General features: G+C 60.9%; 11 protein-coding genes. 1 reads left to right on the forward strand and 10 read right to left on the reverse strand.

Annotation, left to right across the window (positions count from 1 at the left end):
- Position 1: 1 nt before the first annotated feature.
- From aroB to HDC30_RS14935, 7 genes are all read right to left on the reverse strand, one after another.
- The gene (gene aroB / locus HDC30_RS14905) at positions 2–1102 is read right to left on the reverse strand and encodes a 3-dehydroquinate synthase (RefSeq protein ID WP_027611317.1); all 1101 of its coding nucleotides are present in this window, start codon (positions 1100–1102) and stop codon (positions 2–4) included.
- A gap of 151 nt (positions 1103–1253) precedes the next feature.
- Positions 1254–1772, reverse strand: coding sequence for a shikimate kinase AroK (aroK, locus tag HDC30_RS14910; protein ID WP_027611316.1), 519 nt, complete (start codon positions 1770–1772; stop codon positions 1254–1256).
- 4 nt (positions 1773–1776) lie between these two features.
- Positions 1777–3849 (reverse strand): type IV pilus secretin PilQ, encoded by a 2073-nt coding sequence (pilQ, locus tag HDC30_RS14915; protein ID WP_183783787.1) that lies wholly within the window; start codon positions 3847–3849, stop codon positions 1777–1779.
- Between the two features lie 13 nt (positions 3850–3862).
- Positions 3863–4390, reverse strand: a complete 528-nt coding sequence (locus HDC30_RS14920; RefSeq protein ID WP_027611314.1) for a pilus assembly protein PilP — start codon at positions 4388–4390, stop codon at positions 3863–3865.
- Positions 4387–5010 (reverse strand): type 4a pilus biogenesis protein PilO, encoded by a 624-nt coding sequence (gene pilO, locus HDC30_RS14925; protein WP_027611313.1) that lies wholly within the window; start codon positions 5008–5010, stop codon positions 4387–4389. The genes HDC30_RS14920 and pilO overlap by 4 nt, the downstream gene beginning before the upstream one ends.
- The gene (locus HDC30_RS14930; protein ID WP_115988378.1) at positions 5007–5573 is read right to left on the reverse strand and encodes a PilN domain-containing protein; all 567 of its coding nucleotides are present in this window, start codon (positions 5571–5573) and stop codon (positions 5007–5009) included. The genes pilO and HDC30_RS14930 overlap by 4 nt, the downstream gene beginning before the upstream one ends.
- Complete coding sequence (locus tag HDC30_RS14935; protein ID WP_096794691.1) at positions 5573–6637, reverse strand: pilus assembly protein PilM; 1065 nt, start codon at positions 6635–6637, stop codon at positions 5573–5575. The genes HDC30_RS14930 and HDC30_RS14935 overlap by 1 nt, the downstream gene beginning before the upstream one ends.
- Before the next feature lie 219 nt (positions 6638–6856).
- On the opposite strand from HDC30_RS14935, the gene HDC30_RS14940 reads away from it, so the two are divergent.
- Positions 6857–9301, forward strand: coding sequence for a penicillin-binding protein 1A (locus HDC30_RS14940; RefSeq protein WP_409347913.1), 2445 nt, complete (start codon positions 6857–6859; stop codon positions 9299–9301).
- Between the two features lie 246 nt (positions 9302–9547).
- Here HDC30_RS14940 and HDC30_RS14945 read toward each other — a convergent pair whose 3' ends face one another.
- From HDC30_RS14945 to rpmE, 3 genes are all read right to left on the reverse strand, one after another.
- Positions 9548–10816 carry a malic enzyme-like NAD(P)-binding protein gene (locus tag HDC30_RS14945; RefSeq protein ID WP_041074924.1) on the reverse strand — a complete coding sequence of 423 codons (1269 nt, stop codon included), beginning with the start codon at positions 10814–10816 and terminating at the stop codon, positions 9548–9550.
- Positions 10817–10999: 183 nt separating this feature from the next.
- Positions 11000–11782, reverse strand: coding sequence for a thermonuclease family protein (locus HDC30_RS14950; protein ID WP_115990448.1), 783 nt, complete (start codon positions 11780–11782; stop codon positions 11000–11002).
- 41 nt (positions 11783–11823) lie between these two features.
- Entirely contained in the window at positions 11824–12039 is a 216-nt protein-coding gene (gene rpmE / locus HDC30_RS14955; protein WP_007968345.1) for a 50S ribosomal protein L31, read from the reverse strand.
- Between the last annotated feature and the right edge of the window lie 212 nt (positions 12040–12251).

Here is a 12251-nt window from a genome sequence, read left to right on the forward strand (position 1 = left end):
ATTAACCTTTAAGCTGAGCCAGAGCGCGGTAATCCGCTCCCAGCGTGGCCTGTAGAACCTCTTTCGGATAATCGGCGGTCACCACCGCTTCGCCCATCCGGCGCAGCAGCACCAGGCGCAGACGACCGTCGATCACTTTTTTATCAATTGCCATATGTTCGAGAAAATCGGCTTCGGTCATTTCTTCCGGCGGAATCACCGGCAGACCGGCACGCTGGAACAGACGAATGCCGCGATCACGTTCCTGCTCGCTGATCCAGCCCAGACGCGCGGACATTTCCAGCGCCATCACGGTGCCAGCGGCCACCGCCTCACCATGCAACCAGACACCATAGCCCATGTGGGTCTCGATGGCGTGGCCGAAGGTGTGGCCGAGATTGAGCGTGGCGCGCACTCCGGTTTCCTTCTCATCGGCACCGACCACTGCCGCCTTGGCCGCGCAGGAACGCTCGATGGCGTAGGTCAGGGCCTTCTGGTCCAGCGCGCGCAGAGCGTCGACGTTGTCTTCGAGCCAGGTCAGGAACGGCTCGTCGCAGATCAGACCGTACTTGATGACTTCGGCAAGACCGGCGGACAGTTCACGCTCCGGCAGGGTTTTCAGCGATGCAGTATCGATCAGCACCACGTTCGGCTGATAGAACGCGCCGACCATGTTCTTGCCCAGCGGATGGTTGATACCGGTCTTGCCGCCCACCGACGAATCGACCTGGGACAGCAGCGTGGTAGGAATCTGGATGAAATCGACACCGCGCTGGTAGCAGGCGGCGGCAAAACCGGCCATATCACCAATGACACCGCCGCCGAGGGCGATGATCGTGGTGCGGCGGTCGTGACGGGCAGTCAGCAGGCCGTCGAAGATCAGTTGCAGGGTTTCCCAGTTCTTGAAGGCTTCGCCGTCCGGCAGCACCACCGAGATCACCGAGAACTGCGCAAGGCTGCGGGTCAGACGTTCGAGATAGAGCGGCGCAACGGTCTCGTTGGAGATGATTGCCACTTGCCGCCCATGGATATGCGGCGCCAGCAATTCGGGCTGATCCAACAAACCTTCGCCAATATGAATCGGGTAGCTGCGCTCGCCTAGATCGACCTTGAGTGTCTGCATGTGTCCCCACAGTGAAGATGGAAGCAGGCGTCCTGCCCTGAATTATTGGTTGTCTGCGGCCTGTAGCGAATCTGACGCCGCTCGCACGCCATCCGCCACAACCTCGGCGGTTGTGACAGGACGCCGAGGATAGCGCATTTCCGGCGGCGCTTTAACGGGGTGGCAGCTGTGCCAGACGGTCGAGAATGTCGAGCACCACCATGCGCGGTGGCCGTTCGTCGGTTTCCACCACCAGATCGGCGATCTCCCGATAAAGCGGATCGCGGATCTCGAGCAGGTCTCGCAGGGTTTTCGCCGGATCGGCGGTGCGCAGCAAAGGACGATTGCGATCGCGCGACGTACGCCCGACCTGCTGCTCGACGGAGGCATGCAGATACACCACCCGTCCGCCCGCGTGCAGGGCCTTGCGGTTGGCATCACGCATCACCGCGCCGCCGCCGGTCGCTAGCACCACGCCGTCGAACGCGCACAGCTCGGCGATCATCGCCTGCTCACGGTCACGAAAGCCGGGCTCGCCTTCCTTGTCGAAGATCCACGGGATATTGGCGCCCGTGCGCAGTTCAATTTCCTTGTCGGAATCTTTGAACGGCAGGCGCAGCTCTTTGGCCAGCAACCGGCCGATGGTGCTTTTTCCAGCGCCCATCGGTCCTACAAGAATCAAATTTCGCACAGAATCAACGACTCACAGCAATCGCCTGGTTATTCATGATACGCGGAGTGAGAAATACCAGCAGCTCGGATTTTTTCTCCGAAACCACATCACGCCGGAAAAGGCGGCCAAGATACGGCACATCGCCAAGAAATGGCACCTTATCTACGACCTTGCTTTGAGTATTTGAGAAAACGCCCCCAATCACGATGGTCTCGCCGTCGTTAACCAGCACCTTGGCGTTGACTTCGTTCTTCTTGATCGGCGGTACATCCTGCACTTTGTTCAGGTAGTCCGGTTCGTCCTTGGTGACCTTGACCTCCATGATGATGCGGTTGTCGGGGGTGATCTGCGGCGTCACTTCCAGCGACAGCGAAGCCTCCTTGAAAGACACCGACGTCGCGCCGCTGGAGCTGGCTTCCTGATACGGAATCTCGGTGCCCTTGAGGATCTTCGCCGTCTCTTTGTCGGAGGTGACCACTTTGGGCTGCGAGACGATCTCACCGTTGCCGGTCTTCTCCATGGCGGTCAGCTCAAGATCGAGCAGCACATTGTCGGTGATGAAGGCGATGCCGATCCCCGAGGTATTACCCACCGTGCCCATGTCGACGAAAGGCGAGTTGGTACTGGTGCTGCCCGGTGTGCCGATGGTGGTCGACGAGCCATTGCTGACCCCCGAGGTGTTCCAGTTGCCCTTGTTCTGGATCGAACCGCCCCAGCGCACGCCCAGACTCTTGTCGTAATCGACGTTGGCCTCGACGATCCGCGCCTCGATCATCACCTGGCGCACCGGAATATCCAGTTGCGCCACGATCCGCCGCAGTTCGTCGAGGCGATCCTGGGTCTGGTAGGCAATGATGTTGTTGGTGCGCTCATCGACGGTAATCGAGCCACGCTCGTCGATTTTCGCCTCGGCGCTGGTCACCGACTGGAACAGCTTGGCGATGTCCGCGGCCTTGGCGTAATTCACTTGCAGCAGCTCGCGGCGCAGCGGTGCCAGTTCGGCGATCTGTTTCTGCGACTCCAGTTCCTGGCGTTCACGGGCAGCGATTTCGTCGGCCGGCGCCACCAGCAACACGTTGCCGATCTTGCGCTTGTCCAGCCCTTTGGTTTTCAACACAAGATCAAGCGCCTGATCCCACGGCACGTTCTGCAGACGCAGGGTGATCCCGCCCTGCACCGTATCGCTGGCCACCAGATTGAGGTTGGTAAAGTCGGCGATCAGTTGCAGCACCGAACGCACGTCGATGTCCTGGAAATTCAGCGAAAGCTTTTCGCCGCTGTAGCTGTTGCGGTCAGCGTTGCGCTTTTGCAGGTCATCGACCGTCATCGGGCGAATACTGACGGTCAGTTTGTTGTCGGTCTGGTAGGTGGAATAGTCGAACGTACCGCTGGGTTCGACGGTGATGACCGCACGATCACCGGTGGCGGCAGCGTTGACGAACTGCACCGGGGTGGCGAAGTCCTTGACGTCGAGGCGCACCCGCAGCCTGTCGGGCAACTGCGTGCGAGCAAAGCTCAGGATGATCTTGCCGTCATGCTCCTGGATGTCCGGGGCGATGGTCGGATCCGACAGGTCGATGACGACGTTGCCCTCCCCCGCAGTGCCGCGCTGGAAGTCGACGCCACGAATGGTTTTGGCGACGGGGGTATAAGCCTTCGCCGGCGCCGCGACCGGTCGTGGCGCAACAACGGCTGGCCGTGGCGCAGCAGGCTTGGCGCCCTGCCCGACCACCACGAACAGATTGTTGCCCTCGACCCGTGAGGTGTAGGGCGTCAGTTGCGTCAGGTTGATGATCAGGCGCGTACGGTCGTTGGCTTCGACCACTGTAGCGGTTCGCGCATTGCCGCTGCCCAGATCGCGGGTCTTGTTCGTCAGTTGGCTGGCGACACCCGGCAGATCCAGGGCGATTCGCGCCGGCGATTCGGTGGTGTAGCCCTTGGGTTGCGGTGGCGGGCTGTCGAACGACAGCTTCAACTCGATGCGGTCACCCGGCAACGCCGCGACATCCAGCGTCTTGAGGCTGACCGCCTGAACCATCGGTGAAAGCAGCGCTATCCATAGCGAAAAACCGAGGGTGGAGAAAATCCTGTTCATTGTTCGACTTCCACTATGAGTGCTCTTTCAAAGGAATGGTGCGCGGACGTTCCAGCCAGGCGCCTTCGCCGTCGGGCACGATCTCGACCACATCGACCTGAGTGGCGCTGATGGCGACAATGCGCCCGTCGTTGCGCCCCAGGTAGTCGCCGACTTTCAACCGATGCACTGCACCCGCCCCGCGCAGCAAGGCGAAGGAGCCGCTGGCATTGGAGATCGTGCCGACCATTTCAAACTGCTCGATGTTGAAACCTTCGAGGTATTGCTTGACCCGGTTGGGGTCGGGTTTGACGTTGCGCGAGCCACGCTGCTGCCCGGCCAGATCGACGCGCACCTGGCGCGAGAACGGGCTACGCAGGTTGGCCGCGCTGTAGGTAAAAGTAGGATAGGAATGAAACGTCGGCGTCGGCTCGATCCGGCCGGCCGGGCGCAGACGCACTTCGTTCATGTAGGCATCGAGGTCGCTGAAGTCATCTCCACCAAAGCATCCGCCAAGACCCAGCAACAGCACCGACAGGGCGAAATAACGGATCGGGGTCATTTGTCCAACCCCTTGTCGTTATAGCGGTAGGTCTTGGCGAGAATGCTCATGCGCAGCTTCGTCCCGCCGTCGGGATTGGCCGGTGCCAGTTCGAAATCGTGCAAGGTGACGATCCGTGGCAACCCGGCGACGCCACTGACGAAGGTCGCGAGGTCGTGGTAAGCCCCGGTGACAGTAATCTGGATCGGCAACTCGATGTAGAACGGCTGGGTCACTTCCGGCAGCAGCTTGATTTCTTCGAATTCGAGACCACTGCCCAGCCCGGTGCGGGTGATGTCTTCGAGCAATCCCGGGACTTCGGTGTCGCTGGGCAACTGCCGCAGGAGTACGCCGAAGGAGTTCTCCATCTCCTTCATCTGCTGGGTGTACAGCTCCAGGTTGGCGGCCATGTGCGCCTTGCTGGCGAACTGCTCCTTCAAGGTGTCCTCTTCCTGACGCTTGGCTTCCAGCTGGTTTTCCATGTCGCTGATGAAAAAGTTATAGCCAAGCGCCAACACCAGCACCGCCAGCAATGCTCCCGCGATAGTTTTCACCGCGGCCGGCCAGGAGCCGATGTTGCTGGTATCCAGATCGTTGAAGTCGATGTTGCGCAGACTTTGCAGCCATTCGGACGGCTTCATTTGTCGCCCTCCGTCGCGGCTGGCTGGGTCTGACGCACGGTCAGCTGAAAGACGTTGGCCTGATCCACCTGACCGGCAGTCGTCGCTTTCACTTCATTAAGACTCGGCGCATCGAACCAGTCGGAAGCATCCAGATTGCGCATCAGCTCCGAAACGCGGTTGTTCGACTCCGCCGCGCCGCTGATCGACAGTGTCTTGCCGAGCAATTTCACGCTGGTGAAATACACCCCGTCCGGCAGCGTGCGCGCCAGCTGATCGAAAATCCGCCCGCTGATCTGCCGGTTGCCCTGCAGGTCCTGGATGATGCGCATGCGCTCGACCAGTTGCTGGCGCCGCGCCCTGAGCTCGCTGATCTGCTTGATCCGCTCGTCCACCACGGCGATCTGTTTGCCGATGTAGGCATTGCGTGCTGCCTGCCGCTCGATGGCGGTACTGAAGATCTGATCGGCGATGAACACTGCGCCCACCGAACCGACGAACACCCCGATCAGGATCAGCAGAAAGCGTTTGCGCCGCTCTTCGCGGCGTTCCTCACGCCAGGGGAGAAGGTTGATCCGCGCCATCAGTCGAAACTCCTGAGCGCGAGCCCGCAGGCAATCATCAGGGCCGGCGCGTCACTGGCCAGGGCCCCGGCGTTGACCTTGCTGCTCAAGGCCATGTCGGAAAACGGGTTGGCGACCTGGGTCGGGGTGCCCAGACGCTGTTCGATCAGCCGATCCAGCCCCGGCACCGAGGCGGTGCCGCCGGCCAACAGGATGTGATCGACGGCGTTGTACTGCCCGGAGGCAAAGAAGAACTGCAACGAGCGCGAGACCTGCTGCACCAGAGCATCACGGAACGGTTGCAATACCTCGCTGACATAGTCGTCCGGCAGACCGCCCTGCTTTTTCGCCAGCCCGGCCTGCTCGACAGTCAGGCCGTAGCGGCGCTGGATTTCCTCGGTCAGTTGCCGGCCACCGAACAGCTGCTCGCGGGTATAGATGATGCGGCCGTTGTGCAGGACGCTGAGGGTGGTCATGGTCGCGCCGATGTCCACCACCGCCACGGTCAGGCGTTCCTGCGAGGCTGCCAGTTGAGTGGCGAGCAGGCCGAACGAGCGCTCCAGCGCATAGGCCTCGACATCGACCACGCGCGCGGTCAGCCCGGCCAGCGCCAGCGCCGCCTCGCGGACTTCGACGTTTTCCTTGCGACAGGCGGCCAGCAGCACGCTGACCCGCTCCGGGTTGCGCGGCGACACGCCCTGAACTTCGAAATCGATGGCGACTTCGTCCAGTGGATAGGGAATGTATTGGTCGGCTTCGATCTTCAGCTGGTTTTCCAGCTCGTCATCGGTCAGCCCGGCGTCCATCTCGATGATCTTGGTGATCACCGCAGAACCGGCCACCGCCACCGCCACGCTCTTGAGCCCGGTGCGCGCCTTGACCAGCACCCGGGACAAGGCATGACCCACGCCTTCGAGCTCGGCGATGTTCTTTTCGACAACGGCATTGGGCGGCAGCGGCTCGACCGCGTAGGCTTCGACCCGGTAGCGATCGCCCTGACGGCTCAACTCCAGCAGCTTCACCGAAGTGGAGCTGATGTCGATCCCCAGTAACGTATTGGTCTTTTTCTTGAAGAGTCCCAGCACTACCAATTCCCTATGACTTTCCGTGAGTTACGGACTCTGTAATACGCATTGCGTTCCTTCACCCCGTCTTGACAGAAGCGCAAATGACGCCCCCAGCAGAAAAGTGCTTATAATGCCCAGCGTTTTTTTCCGCTTTTTACTGCCGGCCCAGGCTGTTCTGTGTGTTACCGGAACCCTGTCGCTCAATTCATTCTTTGCCCTGGATGTTCAAAAGCCTTGATTCGTCTGCTGAAATTTTTCGGTTGGTCCATCGTCGCCGTTTTCTGCGGACTGCTTTTAGGTCTCAGCGGCGCGTTTCTTTACCTTAGTCCGGGTTTGCCGTCTGTGGAGGCGCTGAGAAGCATTCAGTTGCAGATTCCGCTCCGGGTCTACAGCAGCGACAACAAGTTGATCGCAGAATTTGGCGAAATGCGCCGTACTCCGATCCGTTTCGCCGACATTCCACCCAATTTCATTAATGCGTTACTAAGTGCTGAAGACGACAATTTCGCCAACCACTATGGCGTCGATCCGAGCAGCCTGATGCGCGCCGCGACCCAACTGGTCAAAAGCGGGCACATTCAGTCCGGCGGCAGCACCATCACCATGCAGGTGGCGAAGAACTTCTTCCTGACCAGCGAACGCAGCTTCTCGCGCAAAACCACCGAGATTCTTCTGGCCCTGCAGATCGAGCGGCAGCTGACCAAGGACGAGATCCTCGAGCTGTACGTGAACAAAATTTATCTGGGTAACCGCGCCTACGGCATCGAGGCGGCGGCCCAGGTCTATTACGGCAAGTCGATCCGCGACGTCAGCCTGGCGCAGATGGCGATGATCGCCGGCCTGCCGAAAGCCCCGTCGCGCTTCAACCCGCTGGCCAACCCGGCGCGCAGCAAGGAGCGCCGCGACTGGATTCTCGGACGCATGTACAAGCTCGGAAAGATTTCCGAGGCTGACTACACCGCCGCGATCAACGAGCCGCTGAACGCCAGCTATCACGTGCCGACCCCGGAAGTGAACGCGCCGTACATCGCCGAGATGGCCCGTGCCGAAATGGTCGGTCGCTATGGCAGCGACGCTTACACCGAAGGTTTCCGCGTCACCACCACGGTGCCGAGCAACCTGCAGGAAATGGCCAACACCGCGCTGCACGAAGGCTTGATGACCTACGATCAGCGCCATGGCTACCGCGGACCCGAGTCGCGCCTGCCGGGCAAGACTCACGAAGCCTGGGCGACAGAGCTGACCAAGCAGCGCACCATCAGCAGCCTGGAGCCGGCCATCGTTACCCAGGTCGACAAGAATGGCTTGCAGGTGCTGACCCGTACCGGCGAAGAACACGTCGCCTGGGACACCATGAAATGGGCGCGGCCGTTCCTCAACACCAACAGCATGGGCGCCGCACCGCGCCAGCCGTCGGATGTGGCGCAGGTCGGCGACCTGATTCGCGTGCAGCGTCAGCCGAACAATTCGCTGAAATTCAGCCAGATCCCGCAGGCGCAAGGCGCGCTGGTGTCGCTGGATCCGCAGAACGGCGCGATTCGCTCGCTGGTCGGCGGCTTTGCGTTCGAGCAGAGCAACTACAACCGCGCCCTGCAGGCCAAGCGTCAGCCGGGTTCGAGCTTCAAGCCGTTCGTCTACAGTGCTGCACTGGACAGCGGTTATACCGCCGCGACGCTGGTCAACGATGCGCCGATCGTGTTCGTCGACGAGTACCTGGACAAGGTCTGGCGGCCGAAGAACGACACCAACACCTTCCTCGGCCCGATCCGTCTGCGCGAAGCGCTGTACAAGTCGCGTAACCTGGTGTCGATCCGCTTGCTGCAGGCGATGGGTGTGGGCAAGACCATCGACTACATCACCCGTTTCGGCTTCAACAAGCAGGACCTGCCGCCGAACCTGTCGCTGGCGCTGGGCACCGCGACCCTGACCCCGATGGAGATCGCTACCGGCTGGAGCACCTTCGCCAACGGCGGCTACAAGATCACCCCGTACATCATCGACAAGATCGAAAGCCGCAACGGTGACACGCTGTTCGTCGCCAACCCGCCGACCGTGCCACAGGGTGGCTCGGCGACCGATGGCCTTGCCGCGCCGGAGTCTCAGCCGATCACCGTCAACGCCGCTCCGGTTCCGGGTGAAGCACCGGGCGCTGCCGCCGCGCCACAAGCGCCGGCCGTGGCTGAGCGGATCGTCGATGGCCGCACCACGTACATCCTCAACAGCATGCTGCAGGACGTGATCAAGCTCGGCACCGGGCGCCGCGCACTGGCCATGGGTCGCAGCGATATCGCGGGCAAGACCGGTACCACCAACGAATCGAAGGATGCATGGTTCTCCGGTTACAACGCCGATTACGTGACCACCGTGTGGACCGGCTTCGACCAGCCGGAAAGTCTCGGTCGCCGCGAGTTCGGCGGCACCGTGGCGTTGCCGATCTGGATGAACTACATGTCTGCCGCGCTCAAGGACAAGCCGCCGCACGTGCAGCCTGAGCCGGAAGGCATTCTCAGCCTGCGGGTGGATCCGGTCAGCGGTCGCGCGGCGACGCCGAGCACCCCGGGCGCCTACTTCGAGCTGTTCAAGTCCGAAGACACGCCGCCCTCGGTGAATGAGCTGGGCAACGGCGCCGTACCGGGCAGTCCGCTGCCGGCGGATGAGCAGGCACCGATCGATCTGTTCTGATCGAGCCTCATTGAAAAGCCCCGCCTTCGATTGAAGTGCGGGGCTTTTTTTATGGCTGTGATTTTATGTTGTCTGGGCCGGCCTCTTCGCGAGCAAGCCCGCTCCCACAGTGAGCGAGTTGTAGCCACAAAACCTGTGGGAGCGGGCTTGCTCGCGAAGAGGCACTGAAGAACACCACAAATCACACAGGCACAAAAAAGCCCCGACTCTCACAAGCCGAGGCTTTCGTTGAAGCGCTACAACGGCTTAGCCGTTGAACACGTCATCCACGCTTTTCAGCGGGTAGTTCTTCGGATACGGCAGGGTCGCCACACCGGTCTCGATCGCGGCCTTGGCCACAGCGTCAGAGATCAGGGTGATCAGGCGCTTGTCCATTGGCTTCGGAATGATGTACTCACGACCGAATTCCAGAGGCGCACCACCGTAGGCGTCGCACACGTCCTGTGGCACTGGCAGTTTGGCCAGTTCGCGCAGGGCGTTGGCCGCAGCCACCTTCATTTCTTCGTTGATGCGCTTGGCGCGAACGTCCAGGGCACCACGGAAGATGAACGGGAAGCCCAGAACGTTGTTGACCTGGTTCGGGTAGTCGGAACGACCGGTGGCCATGATCACGTCGCTGCGGGTGGCGTGCGCCAGTTCCGGGGAGATTTCCGGATCCGGGTTCGAGCAGGCGAAGACGATCGGGTTGGCCGCCATCGACAGCAGGCCTTCAGCGCTTAGCAGATTCGGGCCGGACAGACCGACGAACACGTCAGCGCCTTGCAGAGCGTCAGCCAGGCTGCGCTTGTCAGTGGCGTGAGCGAACACGGCTTTGTACTGGTTCAGGTCATCACGGCCGGAGTGGATCACGCCGGTACGGTCAACCATGAAGATGTTTTCGATTTTGGCGCCCATGCTCACCAGCAACTTCATGCAGGAGATGGCCGCAGCGCCGGCGCCGAGGCAGACGATCTTGGCTTCCGGCAGGGTTTTGCCGGCGATTTCCAGGGCGTTGATCATGCCCGCAGCGGTCACGATCGCGGTGCCGTGCTGGTCATCGTGGAATACCGGAATGTCGCACTGCTCGATCAGAGCACGTTCGATCTCAAAGCACTCAGGCGCCTTGATGTCTTCCAGGTTGATGCCACCGAAGGTGATGGAGATGCGTTTTACGGTGTCGATGAAGGCTTGCGGGCTTTCGGAATCGACTTCGATGTCGAACACGTCGATGCCGGCGAAGCGCTTGAACAGTACGCCTTTACCTTCCATCACTGGCTTGGAGGCCAGTGGGCCGAGGTTACCCAGGCCCAAAATCGCGGTGCCATCGGAAATGACTGCAACCAGGTTGCCCTTGCCGGTGTATTTGTAGGCCAGTTCAGGATCGCGGGCGATCTCACGCACTGGTTCAGCTACGCCGGGGCTGTAGGCCAGCGACAGGTCGCGGGCGGTAGCAGTGGCCTTGGTGAGCTCGACACTCAGCTTCCCTGGACGAGGATTGGCATGATATTCGAGAGCGGCAGTTTTCAGATCAGACATTTTGGCATTCCGCTTTTTACTGTTGGACAGACTGGTCAGCGAGGATACGCGCCTCGCAAAGTCCCCACAAGACTGAGCGGTCACCCCTGTCAAGCGCCCTGTCCTACGACTTTGGGCCAAGAGCCACGGCGCACAAGGGCTTGACTGTTCACAATCGATAGAAAAAATGTCTACAATTTTTCTTCAGCGAGCGCTTTGCAGCATCGACGGATCGGTCAATGGCAGCAGCCAACGCGGCTGACCCGGTTTCAGCCCGCCACGCCGCGAACGATCGACAACCCACCCGCGAGCCTCGATCTGTCTGCCCTTCAGCGTTTGCAACCGAGCGCTGTCGAATTGTCCGACCAGATTGGGTGCAACGCGCAGTACAACCGAGTCCTGTAACTCGATCCAGATTCCGCCGCGATTGCGCTGAACCTTGCTCACACGCCCACTGACCACGGCGAAACCCGAAGTGCGGATCTGCTCCGCTTTCAGTACAGGCGACTGGCGCCAGAGGCCTCGACCGGCCTGACGGGCGCTGCGTTCGGCCGCCTGCTGACAGGCAACAAGATCGACATTCGGTGCCACCGCCACCTGAAAACCGAGGCCGTCGGCGAGCATTTGCGCTTCAAGATTGGTGCCGTTGGTGCTGTAGACATGCGCGAGGGTGCGACCGAAATGGTCTTTGGCCTGCTTGCCGGGGAGCAGACCGACCCGACCCTGGCTGTCCGCCACCAGTGCTTCAAGACGTTTGCGCGCCGCCACGGCGAAGGGTTCGTCACTGCGGCCCTGCTTGCCCAGCTCCGGCGTGTTGAGACCGATCATCCGCACACTGCGCCCATCGCTCAGGCGTAGCGTGTCGCCATCGACCACGCGCTGGACGCTGACGCTGCTCAGGCCCGCAGGCGTGGGGCAAAATGCCTGGGCAGCGGACAGCCAAATCGCGGACACAAAAAAGGCGCCCACAAGGGACGCCTTTTTCATCAGCCTGGAGAAACCGTCGAAGTTTTCCAGAATGACCAATCTTACTTCTTGGCGCCGAAGGCACCGAAACGGTCGGCGAACTTCTGAACGCGGCCACCGGTGTCCAGAGTCTTCTGCTTACCGGTGTAGAACGGGTGGCACTCGTTGCAAACGTCGATCGCCAGGGCTTTGCCGAAGGTCGAACGGGTTTCGAACTTGTTGCCGCAGCTGCAGGTTACTGCAACTTCTGGGTAATTCGGGTGGATATCAGCTTTCATGATGTCTTCCTCAGCTAGCGTGCCGCCACCCAACACTATTGTTGAATACCGCACGTAATTAGGCCGCGGATTCTACCAGACAATGTCAATCGCGCAAGCTGTCCCTGAGACCGACCGTCTGCTAGGCTCCCGGCCCATTGCGCTGTCCCTGTGGGAGCGAGCCTGCTCGCGAAGACGATCTATCAGCCAGCATATCAGCCGCCTGATACACC

This window comes from Pseudomonas sp. JAI115, assembly GCF_014200835.1.
In the GTDB taxonomy this organism is placed as follows: domain Bacteria; phylum Pseudomonadota; class Gammaproteobacteria; order Pseudomonadales; family Pseudomonadaceae; genus Aquipseudomonas; species Aquipseudomonas putida_A.

Excerpts from the sequence above, each read along its gene's own strand:
- HDC30_RS14920 (WP_027611314.1), bottom strand. The coding sequence starts at position 4,390 with ATGACCCCGATCCGTTATTTCGCCCTGTCGGTGCTGTTGCTGGGTCTT.
- pilQ (WP_183783787.1), bottom strand. The coding sequence starts at position 3,849 with ATGAACAGGATTTTCTCCACCCTCGGTTTTTCGCTATGGATAGCGCTG.
- rpmE (WP_007968345.1), bottom strand. The coding sequence starts at position 12,039 with ATGAAAGCTGATATCCACCCGAATTACCCAGAAGTTGCAGTAACCTGC.
- pilO (WP_027611313.1), bottom strand. The coding sequence starts at position 5,010 with ATGAAGCCGTCCGAATGGCTGCAAAGTCTGCGCAACATCGACTTCAAC.
- HDC30_RS14945 (WP_041074924.1), bottom strand. The coding sequence starts at position 10,816 with ATGTCTGATCTGAAAACTGCCGCTCTCGAATATCATGCCAATCCTCGT.
- aroB (WP_027611317.1), bottom strand. The coding sequence starts at position 1,102 with ATGCAGACACTCAAGGTCGATCTAGGCGAGCGCAGCTACCCGATTCAT.
- HDC30_RS14930 (WP_115988378.1), bottom strand. The coding sequence starts at position 5,573 with ATGGCGCGGATCAACCTTCTCCCCTGGCGTGAGGAACGCCGCGAAGAG.
- HDC30_RS14950 (WP_115990448.1), bottom strand. The coding sequence starts at position 11,782 with ATGAAAAAGGCGTCCCTTGTGGGCGCCTTTTTTGTGTCCGCGATTTGG.